The organism is Andreprevotia sp. IGB-42, from assembly GCF_009848685.1.
Classification (GTDB): domain Bacteria; phylum Pseudomonadota; class Gammaproteobacteria; order Burkholderiales; family Chitinibacteraceae; genus Andreprevotia.
Genome location: NZ_WXTX01000011.1, coordinates 143,783 through 165,414, shown reverse-complemented (window position 1 = coordinate 165,414; position 21,632 = coordinate 143,783). Strand labels below are relative to the sequence as shown.

Below are 21,632 nucleotides of genomic sequence, written 5' to 3'. Positions count from 1 at the left end.
GTTGCATCAGCATTAGCTGACGCTCGTAGAACCGGGGGGGCAACCCCCCGGTTTTTTGTTGCCTGCCATTCCAGTAAACCTCCTTCATCACGTGTGCACAGCGATGCACCAGCTCATTTTCTGGAGCCATTCATGAAAAACATCATTGCCTGCGCATTGCTTGCCACAGCCATGAACAGCCATGCCGCAACAGAGCTGGCAACCGAACCCGCTCACGCGGTAAAAATCGCCACCTATTCGCTTGAACCGGCAGCCAACCCCAAACTGGTCAACGGCATGTTCAAGTTGATCACTCCGCTGACCAATAGCAGCGCAGTCTGGCTTGATCCAAAACGCGCAGAAAGCGAACGGCAACACCTGAAATCGGGTGGATTCATGGCGGAACTGCCGGTGCTGCTGAGCACCCAGCGCGAAGGCCATTTCGTCAGTACTGCCGTGCGCATCATTTGTACCGAGCAGTCCGTGGCGTGGCTACGCGATGCAGAAGTAGTAAGCAGTAGCGAAGATGGTCTCAAACACGTGGTGGACATCAGCGCAACGCAATATCTGGGCAAGCCCCATGATGAAAATGAAATGGGCTTCAGTGAGCAGATTCCGTTTGCAGCCGGCAGCAGGCCCGACTACCTGCACAAACTGATTTGTGAGAAATAACCGGTTTAGCGGCGAGGAATCCAGCGTCTCGCTGCCACGATTAACCGGCGGAGGATGAGCAAGGTGACCACCCCACCTGGTTGTTGACCACTGCAAGTGATGCGCATGGGTAGCTGCCGGCTACAGGCGAGCGCGGCAGCGTATCGCGCCGGTGGTACAATCCGGGGGTCTTTTTGTGGAATATCGAACCGTGCCTGAGGTGCAAACACCCCGTCTGGGCGAAATACTGATCAGCCGTGGCGTGATCGATGCAACAGCCCTCGATAAAGCGTTGGCCCACCAGCGCGACAGCGCGGGGGACCGGCTGGGAGCCATCCTGATCCGGCTCGGTTTGATTTCCGAGTTCACCTTGCTGGAGGCGTTGAGCGCCCAGCTAGGCTTCCCGGTCTTTGAGAGCATGGCGCACCCGGAAGCGCCCCTCGCCATTCAGGGCTATCATCTGGCCCATCGCATCACGCGTGCATTGGCGCTGCGCTTTGCCTTCCTGATCCTGCCCCGCGAAGCCCAGATCCCACTCGTCATCAGTCGCGACCCGCTTGACTCCGGCTTGCAGGAATACCTGTTCGGCCATCTGCTGGATGGGCAGCATTGTGATTGGGCGTTAATTGCGCAGCGTGATTTTGAACGCATGCTGGGCGAAGTCTATCGTGAAGAGGCGCGCGAACGGCAGAGTGGTGATCAGGATTTGCGTCGGCTGGCAGAAGATGCGCCGGTGGTTGAGCTGGTCAATGGCGTATTGGCTCGCGCTACCGACAAGGCGGCATCCGATATCCATATCGAGCCGCTGGAATACGGCTTTGTGGTGCGTTACCGGGTGGACGGCGTGCTGCAGGCGACAGAACACTACCCGCGAGATCGTTTCGATGCCGTGGTCAGCCGCATCAAACTGGTTTCCGGCCTGGATATTGCAGAGCGCCGCCTGCCGCAGGATGGCCGTTTTTCCAGCCGCTCTGCCGGCGTGGAAACCGATATCCGTGTGTCGGTGATCCCCTCGGTACGTGGTGAATCACTGGTGATGCGTTTGCTGCCCGTATCGCAGAACAAGCGCTTCTCGCTCGATATCCTCGGCTTCGAGCCCGACCACCTGGCGATGTTCCAGCAATGGATGACCATGCCGGACGGCATCATCCTGGTGACCGGCCCGACCGGCTCGGGCAAGAGCACGACCCTGTATGCTGCGCTTTCGGCGTGTGATCGCGAGCACGAGCGCATCCTGACCGTGGAAGACCCGGTCGAATACAAGATTGATGGGGTCACCCAGTTCCAGGCCAATGCCGATATCGGCTTCAGCTTCCCCGCCGCATTGCGCTCGATTCTGCGGCATGACCCCGACACCATCATGATCGGCGAAATCCGTGATGTGGAAACCGCACGCATCGCCGTGCAATCCTCGCTCACCGGTCACCGTGTGCTGTCCACCCTGCACACCAACGACAGTGCGACGGCCTTTCTGCGGCTGACCGACCTGGGTGTCGAGCAATTCCTGGTAGGCGCCACCGTGCGCGGCGTGGTGGCGCAACGGCTGGTGCGCAAACTGTGCATCCATTGCAGCCAGCCGTATGACGTGAGCGAATTGCTACCCGAATATGCAACGCGCGCGCTGGAGCGGCTAAAGGTACCACGCAGCGAGTGGCATTTCCGCCGTCCGGTCGGTTGCACCGCATGTTCGGACAGCGGCTATCGCGGGCGCAGTGCGATTTATGAACTGCTGCCTGCTACCGAACGCATCCGCGCAGTGTTGAGCCAGCCATCGCCATCGCACTTTGACCTGCTGCGGGCGCTCGATGGCCAGTTCCGCTATCTGTATGAAGATGGCTTGCTCAAGGCCGCACGCGGCATGACCAGCCTGGAAGAAGTATTTGCCGTGGCGGGCTCTGCGCTGTCGCAGCGCGAGGCGGACTGATGCCCGACTATTCGTTCCGGGCGGCGACTGCGGATGGCCGGGTAGAAACCGGACAGTTGAGTGCGGACTCAACCGACGAAGCCATGCGCTTGCTGGAAGACCGCTTGTTGCTGGTGTTCGAGCTCAAGGAAAGCGGGACACAAACCAACAGCCGGCGCAGCCGTGGCAAGGTCGGGCATGCCGACCTGGTGATGCTGATCCGTGAGCTGGCAACGCTGGCCAATGCCGGTATCAGCCTTGCAGAGGCGCTGGAAACGCTCAAGGATGCCAGCCGCGACACGCCGCTTTCAGTGCCGCTGGGGCGCATGCTGACTGCCATTCATGCCGGTGAAGGCTTCTCTGCCGCACTGGCTAAAACCGAGCTCAAGCTCCCCGAGTATGTGTTCGCGATGGTGCGCGCTGGCGAGGCCACCAGCAACCTGGGGCTGGCGCTCAGCCGCGCGGCTGACCAGATGGAGTTCGATGCCAAAATGCGCTCGCAAACGCGCGAGGCACTGGTCTACCCCATCATCCTGATCAGCACCGGTTCGATCGCCATCCTGTTCATTTTTTCTTTCGTGGTACCGCGATTTGCCGGCCTGCTCAAAGGTAGAATCCAGAATCTGCCATGGATCTCCGAAGTGGTGCTGCGTACCGGCATGTTTTTCAATGCGCACTTCGTTGAAACGCTGGTATTGCTGGGCGCACTGGTATTTGGCGGCATCATCGCCGCACGCAATCCGGTGTTGCGCATCCGCGTGATCGAAGCCGCCGCGCGCATGCCCATCCTGGGCGAGTGGATCAACAGCGGCGAAACGGCCCGCTGGACCAATGGCCTTGCCATGCTGCTGCAAAGCCGTGTAGCCATCTTGGGTGCGCTGGAGCTGGCTGCCGGTTCGGTACGCTTGCGCCAGACGGCGGCAAAGCTGGAAGACGTGCGCACGCAGGTGAATCGCGGCCGCAAGCTGTCACAAGCAATCGAACACCAGCGGCTACTGGAACCTACGTCCCTGTCGATGATCCGAGTAGGTGAGCAATCCGGCGAGCTGGGGCCCATGCTGCAGCACGTTGCACACTACTGGAGTGACAAGAACCAGTCTCTGCAGCGCCGTGTCGTGTCGTTGATCGAACCCGCAAGTATCCTGATACTGGGTATCGTGATTGGTTTTGTCATGGTTGGCGTGGTGCTGGCGATGACGAGTTTGACTGAGGTGAAGTTTTGATTAAATCCCATAGCACCCGGGTGCTGAATGCCCGGCAATCCCGCACCAGCGGTTTTACCCTGCTTGAAATGCTGGTGGTTCTGGTGATCATCGGCATGCTGGTCAGCCTGGTCGGCCCGCGCCTTTTTTCCAAGGTCGATACCGCCAAGGTGCAAACGGCCATCACCCAGGTGAAGCAGTTGCGTGGTGCGGTGGAAACCATGCGTCTCGATATCGGTACCTACCCGAGCAAGGAACAAGGACTGGCCATGCTGGCCAGCCCGCCGGGAGAGGAAAAGCTGGCCAAGCGCTGGCATGGCCCTTACCTGGAAGATGCGCTGCCGGATGACCCATGGGGCAACCCGTACCAGTACGTAGTTCCCGGCCCCGATGGCCGCCCGTTCGGTATTTTCTCCTACGGGGCAGATGGCAAGCCGGGTGGTGAAGGCAACGATGCCGACGTGGGCATGCTGCCCAAGGACAAGTCGGCAGCGCCTGCTGCTGGCGGCGATACGCTGGACAAATAGGCAGCGTGAACGTGCGCATTGCGGCGGGCTTCACGCTGCTTGAACTTCTGGTGGTGCTGGCGTTGCTGGGCCTGCTGATGGGCCTGGTGGCGCCCAACTTCGTCGGCCAGCTGGAACGCTCCGGCCGGCGCTTTGCACTGGATCAGTTCCAGGCGCAACTGAGCCAGCTGCCACGATGGGCCCGCCTCAGTGGCGAAGTCATGGTGCTGGAAAAGCTGGATGCGCCAAAGCTCAACCAGGGCGAAGAAATCCTGTCGCTGCCGGCTGGCTGGCATGCCGCCTTCACCCCGCCATTGCGGATCTCTCCCAGCCAGATTTGCAGCAGCTCCAGCATCGCAGTGACGGATGATCACGCGCAGCTGGCCGCCAGTTACAAGATCACCGCGCCGGCCTGCACGCCGGTTGACGAAGACCAATGAAACACGTGACCGTCCGGGGCTTCGTGATGCTTGAAGTACTGGTCGCGCTGGTGCTGGTCACTTCCGTCGGCGTTGCCATCGTGCTGTGGGCAGAAAGCGGCCTGCATTCGGTGATGCGCCTGCGTACCGAATACGCGCGCATGGCGGCAGTGCGCCTGGTGCAAGATCGCATGCGCATCTTGCCGGACGGCGCCGATAACAAGGGTGAATTGAAGGTGGACACCCTGCGGGTGGTCTGGGAGCGCAAACTGCTTGCCGCCGCACCGCAGAGCGGTTATCCGCGCGGCTACGGTGCACATGACGCGCGGCTGTATGAATACCGCTACGAGGTTTACGAGCAGGGAGCGGAGCGTGCGTGGTTCGACGACAGCGCCGTGCTGGCACGCGCCTTCAAGGCACGCAGCTTCAAGGCACCTTTCTGATGCCTGCATCCAGCAAAGCGGCGCAGCACGGCTTTACGCTGATCGAAGTCATGGTCGCGCTGGTAATGACCGCGCTGGTGATGACGCTGCTGATGGGCGCCAGCTTCTACGTGTTGCAGATCCGCGAGAAATTGAGTGCAGAAGTGAATGACGGCGAAAGGGGCACGCGCCAGCGCTTGTGGTTCAGGCAGACCATTGCCGGCTTGCAGGCGGTCAAGACCGAATCCCCGGACCATTTTGATGGCGATGAAACGGGATTTCGTGCACTGGTGCTGCGCCCGCTGAGTGCCGAGTTGACCAGTGCCCCGGAGCTGATCGAGCTGCGGCTGAAAAAACGCGACGAAGGCGGTACGGCGCTGATCTATACCGCCGGGGAAACCAGTGTCGAGCTGGCCAGCTGGCCGGAAGGCAAAGCCCGCTTCGGCTACTTCAATACCGAGGGCAAGGTGTTATCCATCTGGAACAGCCGCACCCAGGCCAGCGAGCACGTGCCTAGTGCAGTGGAAATCAGCGTGCAGAACGAGAATGACACCGTTGCCATGGATTACTGGCTGGCCAGCGTCACGGTTGACCCATGGATTGATGACAAGAAACCGCCACAGTTCCTGCTGGACGCAATCAAGCAGGACAATGCACTCAATGCCCAGTAACGCCCGCCACCATAACGAGTATGCGCGCAACCGCGGCTACGTGCTGGTGATGACCATTGCTGCGCTGGCGCTGCTGGCGCTCGTGGGTGCCTATGTAGGCCAGCGGATCTCCACGGCGCTCAATCTTGCCGTGGCAGAACAGGACTTCGCCAGACAGGAGCGGCTGGCACGGGATAAAGCAGCCCGGATGATTTACCTGCTCGCCACCACCCGGCGCTCCATCATCGGCCTGGGGGGGGATGAGATCGCCATCCGCATGGACGGCCGCTGGTACGATGCAGGCGACGGCATGGCAATCTCGCTGCAGGATGGCCGCGGCCTGATCAATTTGCGCACCGCGCCACGCGCTTGGCTGGAAGGATTGCTGACCACCTACGGCGTGACCGGCGAGGCCAATGCCGTGCTGCTCGATACGCTGGAAGATTATGCAGATAACGACGACCTGCACCGCATGCAGGGTGCCGAAAAAGACGCCTATCTGAGAAAAAAGATGCTGCCCCCGCGCAACCAGCCGCTGGAATCGATCAGCGAGCTGGCGAGAGTTTACAACTGGGCAGAAACCAAAGCGCTATGGCAATCCCCTGACGCCATTTCCAGCCACGTAGTGATCGGCCAGAACATCACCGGCATCAATCCCGCCACCGCAACGTGGCGTACCCTGGTTGCAACCTTGAGCATGTCGGAGCGGGATGCGCGCAATTTCATCCAGAGCCGCGAATCACTGGATGCAAATGGCATGGAGCTGCTGGCATCTGCGTATCTGAATACCAATGGCGTGGCTTTTCTGCAGGCGCATAAAGCGGTGCTGTTTCCATCCACCAGCGTGGTCATGACCATTGCAGCACAAGGTGGCAAACGCGCATGGCGCAGTACCGTCACCATCACCCCCGAGGCGGCAGACCACGCGTGGCGGGTGAATGACAGCCAAGAACTGATGCTGGCAGAACCTGTGGCTGAGCGTGACTTGCCCAAGCTGCCCAACGTGAGCGGTTTCCAGGTCGATCTGGAAAAGGAAATGACCCAGAACCCGTTTACCAACTGATGTTGGCCTGGCCGCTGCGAGCTGCATGCACCGGCCACGCCATGGATGACATCAGTCGAAGTAATCCGCGCTGGCAAAATGCTGCGCGGCAGCATCCTTGCCGGATACCAGCAGTTCACTCACGTCCGCATCTGGCCAGTTGATGGCCAGTGTGGCGTCGTTCCAGACGATGCCGCGCTCGTATTGTGGCGCCCAGAAATCAGTGGTCTTGTAGAGGAACTCTGCATGATCACTGGTCACCAGGAAACCATGGGCAAAGCCTTCCGGCACCCACAACTGGCGCTTGTTGTCCGCACTCAGCGTCACACCGACCCAGTGGCCGAACGTCGGCGAGCTTTTGCGCAGATCCACCGCCACATCGAATACTTCGCCAGCCACAACGCGCACCAGTTTGCCTTGCGGCTGCTGGATCTGATAATGCAGGCCGCGCAGCACGCCGCATTGCGAGCGCGAATGGTTGTCCTGCACAAACGCCACGTCGCGGCCGACCGCGGCATTGAATTTGGTCTGGTTGAAACTTTCAAGGAAAAACCCGCGATCATCGCCGAACACTTGCGGCTCGATGATTTTGACGTCGGGAATCGCGGTATCGATCACATTCATCAGAAAAGTCTTTCCTGGGTAAGGTTGAGCAGATAGCGGCCATAGCCGTTCTTTTTCAAGGGTTCCGCCAGCTTTTGCAGTGCAGCGCCATCGATCCAGCCATTGCGGTAGGCAATCTCCTCCGGGCAGCTGACCTTGAGGCCCTGGCGGGCTTCGATGGTCTGGATGAACTGGCTGGCTTCCAGCAATGACTCATGCGTACCGGTATCCAGCCATGCGTAGCCGCGTCCCATGGTTTGCACGTCAAGCTTGCCGCGCTGCAGGTAAACCGCATTCAGATCGGTGATCTCCAGCTCGCCGCGTGGTGATGGCTTGATCGATCTGGCGATCTCCACCACATCGCTATCGTAGAAATACAGCCCGGTTACCGCGTAATGCGATTTGGGCTTGGCCGGTTTTTCTTCCAGGCTCAGCGCCCTGCCCTGTGCATCGAATTCGACCACGCCATAGCGCTCCGGATCATTCACGCGATAGGCAAACACGGTTGCACCGTCTTGTGCGGCTGCGGCGTCGCCCAGCAGGCCGGCAAAGTCGTGGCCGTAGAAAATGTTGTCGCCCAGCACCAGCGCGGCATTGTCGCCGGCAAGGAAATCCTCGCCGATCAGGAAGGCCTGCGCCAGGCCATCCGGGCTGGGCTGCACCGCATAGTGCAGCGACAAGCCCCACTGACTGCCATCGCCGAGCAACTGCTCGAAACGCGGCGTATCTTGCGGGGTAGAAATGATGAGAATTTCGCGGATACCCGCCAGCATCAGCGTGCTGAGCGGGTAATAGATCATCGGCTTGTCGTAGATCGGCAGCAACTGCTTGGAAACAGCCAGCGTGGCCGGGTAAAGCCGGGTGCCGGAGCCCCCGGCCAGGATGATGCCTTTACGGTTCTTCATGAATCTCTCAGCAGATCAGTTGCATCACGTGCGCGAGGCCCTGTTGCCATTCCGGCAAGGTCAGGCCGAACGTGCTGCGCAGCTTGTCGGTAGACAGGCCCGAATTGGCTGGCCGCGGTGCAGGTAGCGGGTAGGCACTAGTCGGGATCGGGAGGATGGCGCTCTGGTCCAGCTTGAGGGCTATGCCCCGTGCCAGCGCTTCGCCCACCACGGCCTGCGCGTATTCATGCCATGAGGTGCGACCTGCCGCCACCAGGTGATAGAGCCCGAACGGAAAATCTGCCGGGTTCTTCGCATGCAGGTATTGCGCCAGCACCTGCGCAGTCACATCGGCCAACAGCGCTGCGCTGGTGGGCGCGCCATGCTGGTCGGCCACCACTTTCAGCTCTTCACGTTCACGGGCCAGCCGCAACATGGTCTTGGCAAAGTTGCCGCCGTGCGCGCCGAACACCCAGCTGGTACGGAAGATCAGGTGGCGGCAACCGCTGGCCTGTATGGCCAGTTCGCCAGCCAGCTTGGTCTTGCCATACACCGATTGCGGGTTGGGGCTGTCCGTTTCGGCATACCAGCCGGGCTGGCTGCCATCGAACACGTAATCGGTAGAGTAATGCACCAGCAATGCCTGGTGTTGCGCGGCCCATTGCGCCAATACCTGTGGTGCAGCGGCGTTGATCGCCTCGGCCAGCGCGGGTTCGGATTCGGCTTTGTCCACCGCGGTATGCGCTGCGGGATTGACGATGATATCGGGGCGCACGCGATCCAGCAGTGCACCAATGGCAGTTACATCGGTCAGATCGCACTCATCGCGATCCACGGCAACTACCTGGCCAAGTACGGCGAGGCTGCGCTGCAGTTCAAAACCGACCTGCCCGAGCTTGCCGGTCACCAGTATCGTTTTCATTGCCCGGCCCCATATTGCTTGTCGACCCAGCTGCGGTACGCGCCGCTGGTGATGTTGCTCACCCAGTCCTGATTGGCCAGATACCACGCCACTGTCTTGCGGATGCCGCTCTCGAACGTTTCAGCCGGCTTCCAGCCCAGTTCCCGTTCCAGCTTGCGCGCGTCGATCGCGTAACGGCGATCGTGGCCCGGGCGATCCTGGACGAAGGTGATCTGTGCACTGTATGCGTTGCCATCGCTGCGCGGCTGCAGCTCATCCAGCAGCGTACAGATGGTGTGCACCACGTCCAGGTTGGGCTTTTCGTTCCAGCCGCCCACGTTATAGGTCTCGCCCGGCGTACCGGCCTCGAGTACGCGGCGGATGGCGCTGCAATGATCGGTCACGTACAACCAGTCGCGCACTTGCTGGCCATCGCCGTAGACAGGCAGCGGCTTGCCTGCCAGCGCGTTCAGGATGACCAGCGGAATCAGTTTTTCCGGGAAATGGTACGGCCCGTAGTTGTTCGAGCAATTGGTGGTCAGTACCGGCAACCCGTAGGTATGGTGCCACGCGCGTACCAGATGATCGCTGGCGGCCTTGCTGGCCGAATACGGGCTGTTGGGCTCGTAGGTATTGGTCTCGGTAAACGGCGGATCATCCGCTTCCAGCGTGCCATAGACCTCATCGGTCGACACATGCAGGAAGCGGAATGCGGTCTTCTGTTCCGCAGGCAGAGCAACCCAGTAGGCGCGCACCGATTCAAGCAAGTTGAACGTGCCAACCACATTGGTCTGGATGAAATCGCCGGGACCATGGATGGAGCGATCAACGTGCGACTCCGCGGCAAAGTTGATTACCGCGCGCGGCTGATGCGTGGCGAGCAACTGGCCGACCAGATCACGATCACCGATATCACCTTGCACAAACAGATGGCGCGCATCGCCATCCAGCGATTTGAGCGTATCGCGATTGCCCGCGTAGGTGAGTTTGTCGAGGGTGATGACGGGCTCATCCTGTTGCACCAGCCAATCGAGCACAAAGTTGCCGCCAATGAAACCGGCGCCCCCAGTAACCAAAATCATGCTTCATCCTTTTCAATCAGATAGGCCGGCCGACGATATACCATCCAGCGTGGCGACCGGAAACGTACGATGCTGCGGTAAAGCCAGATATAAAAACAGACAAAGCCAAGTACCGAAAACTGCAATGCAGCGGTATTTGACCAGAACAGGGTAGCGGGAATCACGCCGATGGATGACAGCAACCATAGATAAGGCGATGTCATCGAATTACGCATTTTGCGATGGCGGGGTTCACTGCTGCCCACGGCCCAGCGCATCATGCGCTTGTAAATCAACTGATGCAGGTGGGCAGCATCCGGCAGGCCGGGGTGGTGCCGACGCCACAGGCGGCGGTGGATGGAGAACAGCGTTTCCATCACCGGATAGATCAGCAGCACAGCGGCATACCATGCCGAAATATGTGCATGCCGCTGGATCAGCATGATCACCAGGGCCGCGATGGAAAAACCGAACAGATAGGCGCCGCCATCACCCAGGAAAATCAATCCGCGCGGCCAGTTCCACAACAGGAAGCCCAGCCCTGCGCCGATCAGTGTCATGGCGAGGATCACCACGGTGCGATCTCCCACCTGTACCGCCACGTAGCTGAGCGAACCGAGCATGATCAGCGATACGGCAACAGCCAGACCGTTATAGCCATCTATGAAATTGACCGCGTTGATCAGCCCCACGACCGCAAACAGCGTCAGCGCAAAAGAAAACCAGCCCAGCGATTGCAGCACCTGATCCAGCAGCGGCAGATCAAGGCGGGTGATGGCCACGTGGCAACCGTAGAACAACAGCGCTGCCGAGCCGGCCATGCAAAGCAGCCGGGTTTTGATCAGGCCACGCTTGAGCAAGTCTTCTGCAAACCCGCCGGCGAAGCAGGGCAAAGCCGCCCCCCAGATGATGGCGGCAGATCGCCATTGCCCCGGTTCGGGCTCCAGCCAGACCATCAGTGGCAATACCAGCAACACCGCCCCGAGAATCGCCAGCCCGCCAATACGGGGCACGGTACCAACGTGAAATTTCTGTACGCGATCCGCGTCGTTATCGCCGCTCAGGTGGCCGTGCAGACTGGCGGAACGCAATAACAACAGGCAAAAGACAAAGGAGATCAGAAAGCTGCAGAAGAAATAGGCAATTGCCATCGGTGATCAGCCTTGGCCCAATGCGCTGCATGCCAGTTGCGCAGAAGATTCAGTCTTTGCCCGGAAGCGGTTCGACCCCGGCGCTGCGGGTGGCATCCTGCCACCAGCCCCAACGCGAGAAATAGCGGAACGCCGAGCAAATGTGCCAATACAGCGGTTTGCCCCAACGGTAAGAGCTGCGGGCATGCCCGTGTACGATACGGGCGGCGGGATCAATGGCGACGCGCCAGCCTTTGATCCGCCAGCGCCGGCACAAGTCATAGTCCTCAAGATAGAGGAAGTAGCCTTCGTCAAACCCGTCAACCTGTTGTAATGCTGTACCGCGACACAGCATACAGCAACCTGAAATAATGGGCACGACTGCCGGACAGGCGAAAGAGAACTCGCGTAATTCATAAGCAGCCATGACACGTTGACTGCCACGGGCAAAAACACCGAAACGCCGCCCGAATAGCACCTGGGGGCTGGGCATGCGCTTGGCCAGATATTGACGCTGGCCATTGCTGGCGAATACGTCGGGCATCACGGCCGCAAGCTTGTCATGCTGCTGTAGCAAAGCCAGTAAAACCGGGACTGGCGAGGTATGCCAGCTCACATCCGGATTGACGATCAGATGGTAATGTCCGGCTTCACCGATCGCGGCAAAGATGCGGTTATGCCCTGCGCCAAAACCGACATTTTGCCCGGCCTGCAGGTAGTGCCAGCCGCGCCGCATGACTTCATCACGCAGCATCGCATCGTTGCCATTGTCAAAAATACCAACGGCGCTGAAATGACCTTCTGACTGCAACAGATCGAACAGCGGCAGCAGCTCTGCTACCGGCGTACGGTAGACCACCAGTCCGGCGGTCACGGATACCGCCGGGTTCACTGTTGCCGTGGTCACCGACCCGCTCAAAAGACGAACGCGTCCTTGTCGGCTGCGGAACGCAGGCGCGGCAGATTGAATTCGAACAGTTTGTTCTGCGCATAACTGTTGCCGCTGCGCTTGAGCAGCACCGCCGACATGATGGGCAGCTCGCCCACCACAGCGATCAGCCGGCCGCCTTCGGCCAATTGCTCACGCAGCACCGCCGGCACTTCTGCCAGGCTGCCGGTGACGATGATGGCATCGAAAGGACAGGCGACATTGGCAGCGGAGAGGCCATTGCCCTCTTCGACACGGGCATTCTTCACGCCGGCGCGCAGCAGGTTGGCTTCGGCAACGTGCTTGAGCGCTACATCGATTTCAACGCCGATCACTTCCCTGGCAAGGCCGGCGGCCAGCGCCACCACGTAACCGGTGCCGGCGCCGATCACCAGCACCTTGTCGGTGGGCTTGAGCTCGACATCCTGTACCAGCCGGGCTTCCAGCTTGGGTTCGAGCATGAAGTTGCCGTTGCCCAGCGGCAGCGCCACATCGACGAACGCCAGCTCTTTCTTGTCGGCCGGGACGAAATCCTCGCGCTTGACCAGCATCAGGCGCTCCAGCACCTTGCCGTCCAGCACGTCCCACGGGCGGATTTGTTGTTCAACCATCAGGTAGCGGGCGTGTTCCCAATCCATGTCTTTGATCCTAGGTAGCAACCGGTAGCAACCGGCATATCAACTGAATAGCTTGCGATTATCCCATAACTTCAAGTAACGTCGGTGCACTGTGTTTTCGCTAGGGGTTCCGCGCCTGCCTGTACGGGCAACGCGGATGAGAGAGTCCCTCAGCACCTGATCCGGTTCATACCGGCGTAGGGAAGCGAATTCGCCCGGCGCGCTCGTGCCGGGCGTCCGTCCGTTTTCTCCTGCGCCTTCTTCTTTTTCAGCAGGAGGCACCATCTTGAACAAATCCGTTGAATTCCTGGCCAGCGACGCCCATGTCGATGCCGCCGCCATCCAGCCCTTGCCCAATTCGCGCAAGGTATATGTGACCGGCAGCCGCGCCGACCTGCGCGTGCCGATGCGCGAGATCACCCAGACCGATACGCCGACGTCATTCGGTGGCGAGGTCAATCCGCCCATCTATGTATACGACTGTTCCGGGCCGTACACCGATCCGCAGGCGCAGATCGATGTACGCAAGGGCCTGCCCGCGATCCGCGCCGCGTGGATCGCGGAACGCGGCGATACCACCTTGCTCGGTGGCCTGACCAGCGATTACGGCCGCATGCGCGAAGCCGATGCCAGCCTGGACCCGTTGCGCTTCGAATTGACGCGACAGCCGCGCAAGGCAGTGGCCGGTGCCAATGTCAGCCAGATGCATTACGCGCGCCGCGGCATCATCACCCCGGAAATGGAATACATCGCCATCCGCGAGAACCTGCAGCGCGAAGCGTACATTGCCTCGCTGCAGGCCATCGGCGCCAAGGGCGAGAAAATGGCCGCAATGATGTTGCGCCAGCACCCGGGCCAATCATTCGGCGCCAGCATTCCGCAACTGATCACGCCTGAGTTCGTGCGCGATGAAGTGGCACGGGGCCGCGCCATCATCCCCGCGAATATCAACCACCCGGAAGTGGAGCCGATGATCATCGGCCGCAATTTCCTGGTGAAGATCAACGGCAATATCGGCAACAGCGCGGTCACCTCGTCGATCAACGAGGAAGTCGACAAGATGACCTGGGGCATACGCTGGGGCGCCGATACCATCATGGATCTCTCTACCGGCAAGAACATCCACGAAACGCGCGAATGGATCCTGCGCAATTCGCCGGTGCCGATTGGTACCGTGCCGATCTACCAGGCACTGGAAAAAGTGAACGGCAAGGCCGAAGACCTGACGTGGGAACTGTTCCGCGACACCTTGATCGAGCAGGCGGAACAGGGCGTGGATTACTTCACCATCCACGCCGGCGTGCTGCTGCGCTACGTACCGATGACCGCCAACCGCATGACCGGCATCGTTTCGCGTGGTGGCTCGATCATGGCCAAGTGGTGCCTGGCGCATCACAAGGAAAACTTCCTCTATACGCATTTCGAGGACATCTGCGAAATCATGAAGGCGTACGACGTCTCATTCAGCCTTGGCGACGGCCTGCGCCCCGGCAGCGTGTGGGACGCCAACGATGAAGCCCAGCTGGGTGAACTCAAAACGCTGGGCGAACTCACGCAGATTGCCTGGAAGCACGACGTGCAAACCATGATCGAAGGCCCCGGCCACGTGCCGATGCAACTGATCAAGGAGAACATGGACTTGCAACTGGCGTGGTGTGATGAGGCACCGTTCTACACTTTGGGCCCGCTAACCACCGACATCGCCCCCGGTTACGACCACATCACCAGCGCCATCGGCGCCGCGCAGATCGGCTGGTATGGCACCGCGATGCTTTGCTATGTGACGCCCAAGGAGCACCTGGGCCTGCCCGACAAGGACGATGTGAAGGAAGGCATCATCACCTACAAGCTGGCCGCGCATGCCGCCGACCTGGCCAAGGGCCACCCCGGCGCACAGATCCGCGACAACGCACTATCGAAAGCGCGCTTCGAATTCCGCTGGGAAGACCAGTTCAACCTGGGCCTGGACCCGGACCGCGCGCGGGAATTCCACGATGAAACGCTGCCGCAGCAAGGCGCCAAGGTCGCACACTTCTGCTCGATGTGCGGCCCGCACTTCTGCTCGATGAAAATCACCCAGGACGTACGGGATTACGCCGAGAAACAGGGCATCGCTGAAGCGGAGGCGCTGCAGAAAGGTATGGAAACCAAGTCGATCGAGTTTGTGAAACGCGGGGCGGAGGTTTATCACAAGGCTTGAGCACTGACAGGACTACCGCTCCAAGGCTGGATTGCTCCAGCCTTTTTTTTGTTTGCCCAGGTTGTACATGTGGCCAGCCAGCCGTGAACACGCACACGCGTGCACATGGCAACCGCTGATACCAACAGGCCCGACAGGACCCGACTGTTGCTCGCATGCGTAATGGCGTGCTGCAAATCAGCGCGCCAGCGCAAATCATGATTGATGGGGAATCCTTTGATACAGAAGATCAAGTGCACCCACTTTGCAGCCGTGCCTGCCCTTACCTTCAGGCATCCCCCATAGAAGCCACCAGCATGTGGTATTCGAATGAGGAATGGCCACGTTGAAGCGTGGTGCTGAACGCCATCTCCAAGGCAGACACGAGCCCAGTCACCCCAGGATAAAGGCGCGCTGCCATGCTGCGATCAGTGAAACATCAGCCAGCTAAACCACAACCGTGGCGTGCTGATGGAAGTAGCGGCCAGCAGACTGCATTTTTTGCAACTGGCCACGGCAAAATCATGAGAAGTCACGGCATAATCTGCGGCCCATCCGCAACTTTGTTGGCTCAAGGTGCGGATTTTCCACGAACTACACGAGTTTGCAGACATGTTCATTTCCAGCCGCATTCAAAACTATGCTCGCCTCCCCCTGAGCGCGCTTGCGCTGCTAGCGATCACGCTCTTGTCAGGGTGTTCCAGTGTTTACGTTGATACCGCCACGAAAGAAATCCCGGTGGCTGAGTTTACCAAGCCCGCAACACCCAAACCTGTACAGGTTGTATTCGAGTTCCAGACCAAGGGGGTACCTAACCCGGCCGCAACCGACTACCTGAAAGGCCAGGTACTGGACCAGGCAATTGCCAGCGGTTTGTTCGAAGTCAAAGCGACATCCGCCGATAAGGGAACCGGCCTGCTCAACATCACGCTCAACAACATTCCTTTGACCGATGATGCCGCGGCTAAAGGCTTTGCAACAGGGTTGACCTTCGGGCTGGCCGGCACTGCGGTAACCGATGGGTATGTTTGCACGGTTTCCTATCTGCCTGCCGCGCAAAGTGATGCGGTTCAAGGTACATCGCGCCATGCAATCCATACCGTGATCGGCAACGCCAAAGCGCCGGAAAATGCGGTCAAATCTGCAAGCATTGATATCGCGATACGCACCATGACGCGCGAAATCCTGAGCAATGCATTCAATGCGTTGTCAAAAGACGATAAATTCAAGCAGGCAGCGCCTCAATGACACGCGTTGCCGTTCGCCTCGCCAGCCTGTGTGCGCTTGCATTGGCGTGCTTGCAGCTGACAGGTTGTGCCCAATTGTCGATGAGCGCCCCTTCACCCTCTGCCGCCAATATTCAGAAGGCGCGCAAATCCGGCATGACGCCGGTGGCCATCGCCGAGTTTGTCGCTGACCCGGGCAAGGCCGGTGACCTGGAAAAGCCACTGGATATTCGATCCAATGCATTGCACTCGCCTGTCAAAGGTTCTTACGCGGCATACCTTGCAGAAACACTGCGCACAGAACTGCATGCGGCCGGCCTCAATGATCCGGCATCGAGTACCGTGGTGCGGGGCACCTTGACCAGAAGTTCGGTCAGCGCTCCGGTGGGGACTGGCAAAGCGGAGCTGGCGGCACGCTTCTTCGTCATCCGGAAAGATGGGATGGCTTACGAACGGGAGCTGTCCGTCAGCGATTCATGGGATTCGGACTTTATCGGGGTTTCGGCCATACCCGCAGCCATTGGGCATTATCAGGCGCTTTATCGCACGCTGGTTGGTGCATTGCTCGATGATCCGGATTTTCAGAAGGTTTTCGCCAGCAAGTAAACAGGCGCTCATGTTTACAAAGTTTGACAAAAAATCCCCGTCCGCGCGCGGGGATTTTTTTGGCGTGGCAATCCCCGCGGCGCTAGGGGGCGGCGCGGCCAAAGAGCACTAATCCTTTGATTCCGTTATAATTCCCACCCCTTCGCCTTAGCCGAACCGCCATGAGCCTGCCCCTGCATCACCTCGAACTGCTCTCCCCCGCCAAAACGGTCGAAATCGGCCGCGAGGCGATTCTGCATGGGGCGGATGCGGTGTATATCGGCGGGCCGAGCTTTGGCGCGCGGCATAATGCCTGTAACGAGGTGAGCGAGATTGCCGGACTGGTCCGTTTCGCTCACCGTTACCACAGCCGCATTTTCGTCACGCTCAATACCATCCTGCACGATGCGGAGCTGGAGCCGGCGCGCAAGCTGATCCACCAGTTGTACGATGCCGGTGTGGATGCGCTGATCGTGCAGGACATGGGGGTGCTGGAGCTGGATATCCCGCCCATCCAGCTGCATGCCAGCACGCAGTGCGATATCCGCACGCCGGAGAAAGCGCGCTTTCTGGCCGATGCCGGCTTTTCTCAAGTCGTGCTGGCGCGCGAGCTGACGCTGGAGAAGATTGCCCGCGTGCGCGAGACGCTGCCGCTCGATACCACCATCGAGTTCTTCATCCACGGCGCGCTGTGCGTAGCATATTCCGGGCAGTGCAACATCAGCCATGCCGACAATGGCCGCAGCGCCAACCGGGGCGATTGCTCGCAGGCCTGCCGGCTGCCGTACACGCTGACCGATGCCAAGGGTGGCGTGGTGGCGTTCGACAAGCATCTGCTGTCGATGAAGGACAACGACCAGAGCGCCAACCTGGAAGCGCTGATCGACGTGGGGGTGCGCAGCTTCAAGATCGAGGGACGCTACAAGGACATGGGTTATGTGAAGAACATCACCGCCCATTACCGCGTGCTGCTGGACGAAATACTGGAGCGCCGCCCGGAGCTGGCGCGGGCTTCCAGTGGCGTGACCGATATCTATTTCACGCCGGACGTGGACAAGAACTTCCACCGGGGCCACACCGATTACTTTGTGAACGGCCGCGAGCATGGCGATATCGGTGCGTTCGACTCGCCCAAATACGTGGGGGTGGAGCTGGGCTGGGTGAGCAAGATCGGCCCCAAGTGGTTCGAGCTGGAATGCACCGAGCCGCTCTCCAACGGTGATGGCCTCAACTACATGAAGAAGCGCGAGGTCATCGGCCTGCAGGCCAATACGGTGGAGAAAGTGGGCAAGGGCGAAAACGGCACGCTGTGGCGCGTGTTTCCCAACGAGGCGATGAGCAGCCTGGAAGGGCTGAAAGTGGGATTGCGCATCAACCGCAACCGGGATCACGCATGGGAAAAGGCGCTGACGCAAAAATCATCCGACCGCCGTGTGGGTGTGTGGCTGAACCTGGCGGAAAACGCCGGGGGCCTGGCGCTGACGGTGACCGATGAGGACGGCTGCAGCGCCACCGCGCAGTTGCCGATGACATTGGAAGCGGCCAAGGATACCGGCAAGGCGGAAGCCGGCCTGAAAGACAGCCTGGCCAAGCTGGGCAACACCATGTTCACTGCGCATGACGTGAGCCTGAAGCTGTCGCAGCCGTGGTTCGTGCCATCCTCCGCGATCAATGCGCTGCGCCGCGATGCCATCGAGCAACTGGAAGCCGCGCGCATTGCCGCGTGGGCGCGCCCAGAGCGCAAGGCGCCGATTGCACCGCCTGTTGCCTACCCGGAAACATCGCTCAGCTACCTGGCCAATGTATACAACGATGCGGCGCGTGCGTTCTACACCAGGCATGGCGTGCAACTGATCGCCGCCGCGTACGAGGCGCACGAAGAGCCGGGCGAGGTAAGCGTGATGATCACCAAGCATTGCCTGCGCTTCTCGTACAACCTGTGTCCCAAGCAGGCCAAGGGGGTGATCGGCGTGAAGGGCCAGGTGCGTGCCGAGCCGATGACGCTCAAATCCGGCTCGGAGACCTATACGCTCAAGTTCGATTGCAAGCCGTGCGAGATGCATGTGATCGGCAAGATGAAGCCGCACATTTTCAAATCCGCCCCACCATCGAACGTGCCGGTGCAGGCAATCAGCTTTTACAAGGCGCGCCCGCAGTAAACGCGCCCCTGAGCCCGCCAGCGGCTGGTGCGCCCATGCAGGCTCCCGGCGCGCAGCCGGTGGACTCGGCACACCGGTGTGATTTTTGCACTGCAGCCCCCGCAGCGCGCCGGCTTATAGTGACGTATCCATTCCGGATGGAGCCAGCCATGCCCGTATTGCCCGACGAATTCGCCACCCTGATCGCCCAGGTGCAGGAAAGCGGCAGCCTGCGCTCTTATCAAGCGGCGCAACGGCTGGAAATCCTCAAGCCCGAGATGACCGACGCACAGCGCACCAGCTACAGCAATGCACTCGGCCAGGCCGCCCAGGTGCGCCAGAAGATTCTGGACGAAGAGGCGGAGCGGGAAAAAGCCGAGCGCGAATAGGCGCCAGCACTGCAATCGTTCAGCTCCGTTCGAGCACGCACTCGAAACGGAGACGCATGCCGGGCCTGGCGTGTTTCGGCCCCGGCCTGGTGTGACCGCTTAGATGTGGATCAAGCCCCGGCGTTGCTGATGCGGGTGGGCCTGTTGTGCCATCGTATAATCGGCGCGCAACAGCATCCTCCCGCAAGGCCCCACCCCATGACCATCGCCCCAGCCTGTCCGCAATGCAGGCTGCAAAACACCTATCCGGACGGCAGCAACTACCTATGCGCCGATTGCGGCCATGAATGGGCGCAGCAAGCTGGCGCAGAAGCCGACGACAGTGATGATGCCGTGGTGAAGGATGCCAACGGCAATGTACTGGCCGATGGCGATGCCGTGGTGCTGATCAAGGATTTGAAAGTGAAGGGCTCGTCGACGGTGCTGAAAATGGGCACCAAGGTGAAGCGCATCCGGCTGGTGGGCAGCGGTGATCATGAAGTCGATTGCAGGATGGATGCCGGCAACTTCATGCTGAAGGCGTGCTTCCTGCGCAAGGCCTGAGGCGTTACCAGGCCACCGGAAAGAACGGCCCACGCGGGCCGTTTTCCATTTCATGGCAGCCGCTTGATGGGCGCTTACTTGTCGCCCATCAACGCGCGGCGCAGGTCATCGGGAATTTCGGTCAGCACCAGCGTACCGTTCTCGCGGTTGTAGATCACCTGGCCGCTGCGCAGGCTGCTGCGATCGAACTCGATCTTCCAGTGCTCGGCGCTGGCCTTGAAGTGCGTGAGCGGGCGGATGGCGCGGCGGTCCGGCACGAAGCCGCCTGACAATTCGCGTTCTTCCTCGCCCAGCGTGTTGCGCAATTCGGCCGGTGCATCGGGCCACGCGCGCTGCACCAGCACATCCAGGCTGACCGGCTCGCCCTCGCTGCCAGCCTCTTCCAGATAGCCATGCGCGCGCTCGAACAGCGCATCGCGGGTGTCGTTGGGCAGTTGCTGGCGCTCGGCAAACTGCGTGAGGCCCTGCACCAGCTTCTGCGTTTCCTTCAGCGCCAGAATCACGTCATTGCAGCCCAGGAACAGCTTGAAGTAGTGCGCGACATCGCCGCGCCCCTTCAGGAAACTGATATAGCGCTCGGCACCCCGCTGCCAGCCTTCCAGATCGATACGGCCGGCCACGCGTACATTGGTCATGTCGAGGTGGATGCTGTCGATGATATCCAGCCCTTCGGTAATGGCGGTGCCGACGGTTTCGGTCACCAGCGCCACGATGAGTACATCGCGGCCCATGGCCTCGACGCGGGCGATCAGCACGTAGCCGCCGCTGGCCAGTTGCTCTTCGCCGGCACGCATCTGCAAGTGCTGCATCATCAGTTGCGCGAGCGTGATGAAATCGATGGATGCCTCGACCACATGCTGGCGGATGAAGCGCGGCATGGGGAAGTTGTCTTCGTCGTCCTCGAAGCGGCCATAGCCTTTGCCGGTGCGTTCGGCGTAGCGCATGCACAGGTGATCGATCAGCCGTTGCGCGGCGGCGGTCACGCGCATTTCGCCCGGGCGCAGTGCGATCGACGCCGGGCCGTGCGGCTCCTTGATCAGTTGGTGAACGATAAGGTTGCGTACCGTGTGTTGCTGCGCATCCATGAAACGGAATCCGGGCTGGGGCTGAGGGTTGCCATTGTCCCACCGACTGCACACTGGTGCATGCGGGCATTCCGGCAATTGCCGGATCCGGGCTGGCCGTTGCAAGCCGCAAGCGAGCGCGGGCCTGCAAAGCGGCCATGAAAAAAGGGCCCATGCAAGGGCCCCTTGGTGGCAAGACTGCGCTCAGGCGGTCTCGTCGACCACCTTGGCATCCGGCGCATTGTTCTGCACCGACTTGATGCCATTTTCGGCGGCGGCCTTGCTGCTGTAATACTCGCTGCGGCCGATTTCCTGATGGTTGGCGGCTTTCAGGATGAAGTATGGCTCGCCCTTGCTGTTTTCGCGGATTTCGAAGCGGTTGATATCCGGGGCGTTCTTGCGCACCGATTCGATGCCGTTCTCGGCGGAATCCTTGCTGCGGTACAGCTCGCTGGTAAGAATCACCTCGCCATTTCCGGCTTTCAGGTTAAACATGAACTGGCCGTCCTTGGCCGTTTTGAGTACGAACTTGCCTGCCATATCAACAATCCTTTTGAGAGCACTGCAACCTGACGAAATGCAATCTGGATATTACCCGCCCACGGTAACG

General features: G+C 60.2%; 23 protein-coding genes and 1 riboswitch. Of the genes, 14 read left to right on the top strand and 9 right to left on the bottom strand.

What is annotated here, in order from left to right; genetic code table 11:
• The 8 genes from IGB42_RS16780 to IGB42_RS16745 all read left to right on the top strand — a co-directional run.
• Positions 1 to 651 (top strand): hypothetical protein (locus IGB42_RS16780; protein ID WP_159673767.1); only part of this gene is annotated, 651 nt, incomplete at its 5' end.
• A 199-nt stretch (positions 652 to 850) separates the two neighbouring features.
• On the top strand, positions 851 to 2,554 hold the full coding sequence (locus IGB42_RS16775; RefSeq protein WP_201799980.1) for a GspE/PulE family protein: 1,704 nt from the start codon (positions 851 to 853) through the stop codon (positions 2,552 to 2,554).
• On the top strand, positions 2,554 to 3,756 hold the full coding sequence (locus tag IGB42_RS16770) for a type II secretion system F family protein (protein WP_159673765.1): 1,203 nt from the start codon (positions 2,554 to 2,556) through the stop codon (positions 3,754 to 3,756). The genes IGB42_RS16775 and IGB42_RS16770 overlap by 1 nt, the downstream gene beginning before the upstream one ends.
• Complete coding sequence (gene gspG / locus IGB42_RS16765; protein WP_236822621.1) at positions 3,753 to 4,262, top strand: type II secretion system major pseudopilin GspG; 510 nt, start codon at positions 3,753 to 3,755, stop codon at positions 4,260 to 4,262. The genes IGB42_RS16770 and gspG overlap by 4 nt, the downstream gene beginning before the upstream one ends.
• A 5-nt stretch (positions 4,263 to 4,267) precedes the next feature.
• Positions 4,268 to 4,681 carry a prepilin-type N-terminal cleavage/methylation domain-containing protein gene (locus IGB42_RS16760; RefSeq protein ID WP_159673763.1) on the top strand — a complete coding sequence of 138 codons (414 nt, stop codon included), beginning with the start codon at positions 4,268 to 4,270 and terminating at the stop codon, positions 4,679 to 4,681.
• On the top strand, positions 4,678 to 5,103 hold the full coding sequence (locus IGB42_RS16755) for a hypothetical protein (protein WP_159673761.1): 426 nt from the start codon (positions 4,678 to 4,680) through the stop codon (positions 5,101 to 5,103). The genes IGB42_RS16760 and IGB42_RS16755 overlap by 4 nt, the downstream gene beginning before the upstream one ends.
• The gene (locus tag IGB42_RS16750) at positions 5,103 to 5,753 is read left to right on the top strand and encodes a type II secretion system protein J (RefSeq protein ID WP_159673759.1); all 651 of its coding nucleotides are present in this window, start codon (positions 5,103 to 5,105) and stop codon (positions 5,751 to 5,753) included. The genes IGB42_RS16755 and IGB42_RS16750 overlap by 1 nt, the downstream gene beginning before the upstream one ends.
• Entirely contained in the window at positions 5,743 to 6,795 is a 1,053-nt protein-coding gene (locus IGB42_RS16745) for a type II secretion system protein GspK (protein ID WP_159673757.1), read from the top strand. The genes IGB42_RS16750 and IGB42_RS16745 overlap by 11 nt, the downstream gene beginning before the upstream one ends.
• A 51-nt stretch (positions 6,796 to 6,846) precedes the next feature.
• Here IGB42_RS16745 and rfbC read toward each other — a convergent pair whose 3' ends face one another.
• The 7 genes from rfbC to IGB42_RS16710 are packed head-to-tail and all read right to left on the bottom strand — an operon-like array spanning position 6,847 to position 12,919.
• The gene (rfbC, locus tag IGB42_RS16740; protein ID WP_159673755.1) at positions 6,847 to 7,398 is read right to left on the bottom strand and encodes a dTDP-4-dehydrorhamnose 3,5-epimerase; all 552 of its coding nucleotides are present in this window, start codon (positions 7,396 to 7,398) and stop codon (positions 6,847 to 6,849) included.
• Complete coding sequence (gene rfbA, locus IGB42_RS16735) at positions 7,398 to 8,282, bottom strand: glucose-1-phosphate thymidylyltransferase RfbA (RefSeq protein ID WP_159673753.1); 885 nt, start codon at positions 8,280 to 8,282, stop codon at positions 7,398 to 7,400. Before rfbA ends, rfbC begins: the two co-directional genes overlap by 1 nt.
• A 7-nt stretch (positions 8,283 to 8,289) precedes the next feature.
• Positions 8,290 to 9,183 carry a dTDP-4-dehydrorhamnose reductase gene (gene rfbD, locus IGB42_RS16730; protein ID WP_159673751.1) on the bottom strand — a complete coding sequence of 298 codons (894 nt, stop codon included), beginning with the start codon at positions 9,181 to 9,183 and terminating at the stop codon, positions 8,290 to 8,292.
• Entirely contained in the window at positions 9,180 to 10,244 is a 1,065-nt protein-coding gene (rfbB, locus tag IGB42_RS16725) for a dTDP-glucose 4,6-dehydratase (RefSeq protein WP_159673749.1), read from the bottom strand. The genes rfbD and rfbB overlap by 4 nt, the downstream gene beginning before the upstream one ends.
• Positions 10,241 to 11,374 carry a glycosyltransferase family 4 protein gene (locus tag IGB42_RS16720; protein ID WP_159673747.1) on the bottom strand — a complete coding sequence of 378 codons (1,134 nt, stop codon included), beginning with the start codon at positions 11,372 to 11,374 and terminating at the stop codon, positions 10,241 to 10,243. The genes rfbB and IGB42_RS16720 overlap by 4 nt, the downstream gene beginning before the upstream one ends.
• Before the next feature lie 49 nt (positions 11,375 to 11,423).
• Positions 11,424 to 12,227 carry a glycosyltransferase gene (locus IGB42_RS16715; protein ID WP_159673745.1) on the bottom strand — a complete coding sequence of 268 codons (804 nt, stop codon included), beginning with the start codon at positions 12,225 to 12,227 and terminating at the stop codon, positions 11,424 to 11,426.
• 41 nt (positions 12,228 to 12,268) lie between these two features.
• Positions 12,269 to 12,919 carry a protein-L-isoaspartate O-methyltransferase gene (locus IGB42_RS16710; RefSeq protein ID WP_159673743.1) on the bottom strand — a complete coding sequence of 217 codons (651 nt, stop codon included), beginning with the start codon at positions 12,917 to 12,919 and terminating at the stop codon, positions 12,269 to 12,271.
• A gap of 92 nt (positions 12,920 to 13,011) precedes the next feature.
• Positions 13,012 to 13,119: riboswitch (TPP riboswitch) on the top strand.
• An 86-nt stretch (positions 13,120 to 13,205) separates the two neighbouring features.
• On the opposite strand from IGB42_RS16710, the gene thiC reads away from it, so the two are divergent.
• From thiC to IGB42_RS16680, 6 genes are all read left to right on the top strand, one after another.
• A complete protein-coding gene (gene thiC, locus IGB42_RS16705) occupies positions 13,206 to 15,098 on the top strand; it encodes a phosphomethylpyrimidine synthase ThiC (RefSeq protein WP_236822627.1) in 1,893 nt (630 codons plus the stop codon).
• A gap of 591 nt (positions 15,099 to 15,689) precedes the next feature.
• The gene (locus IGB42_RS16700) at positions 15,690 to 16,325 is read left to right on the top strand and encodes a hypothetical protein (protein WP_201799979.1); all 636 of its coding nucleotides are present in this window, start codon (positions 15,690 to 15,692) and stop codon (positions 16,323 to 16,325) included.
• Positions 16,322 to 16,909, top strand: coding sequence for a hypothetical protein (locus IGB42_RS16695; protein ID WP_159673739.1), 588 nt, complete (start codon positions 16,322 to 16,324; stop codon positions 16,907 to 16,909). The genes IGB42_RS16700 and IGB42_RS16695 overlap by 4 nt, the downstream gene beginning before the upstream one ends.
• Before the next feature lie 161 nt (positions 16,910 to 17,070).
• Positions 17,071 to 19,047 carry a U32 family peptidase gene (locus IGB42_RS16690; protein WP_159673737.1) on the top strand — a complete coding sequence of 659 codons (1,977 nt, stop codon included), beginning with the start codon at positions 17,071 to 17,073 and terminating at the stop codon, positions 19,045 to 19,047.
• A 149-nt stretch (positions 19,048 to 19,196) separates the two neighbouring features.
• Complete coding sequence (locus tag IGB42_RS16685) at positions 19,197 to 19,415, top strand: hypothetical protein (RefSeq protein ID WP_159673735.1); 219 nt, start codon at positions 19,197 to 19,199, stop codon at positions 19,413 to 19,415.
• Positions 19,416 to 19,613: 198 nt separating this feature from the next.
• Positions 19,614 to 19,958 carry a zinc ribbon domain-containing protein YjdM gene (locus tag IGB42_RS16680; protein ID WP_159673733.1) on the top strand — a complete coding sequence of 115 codons (345 nt, stop codon included), beginning with the start codon at positions 19,614 to 19,616 and terminating at the stop codon, positions 19,956 to 19,958.
• 74 nt (positions 19,959 to 20,032) lie between these two features.
• Here IGB42_RS16680 and IGB42_RS16675 read toward each other — a convergent pair whose 3' ends face one another.
• Complete coding sequence (locus IGB42_RS16675; RefSeq protein ID WP_159673731.1) at positions 20,033 to 21,043, bottom strand: nucleoid-associated protein; 1,011 nt, start codon at positions 21,041 to 21,043, stop codon at positions 20,033 to 20,035.
• A gap of 183 nt (positions 21,044 to 21,226) precedes the next feature.
• Entirely contained in the window at positions 21,227 to 21,562 is a 336-nt protein-coding gene (locus tag IGB42_RS16670) for a YegP family protein (RefSeq protein ID WP_159673729.1), read from the bottom strand.
• Positions 21,563 to 21,632: the final 70 nt, after the last annotated feature.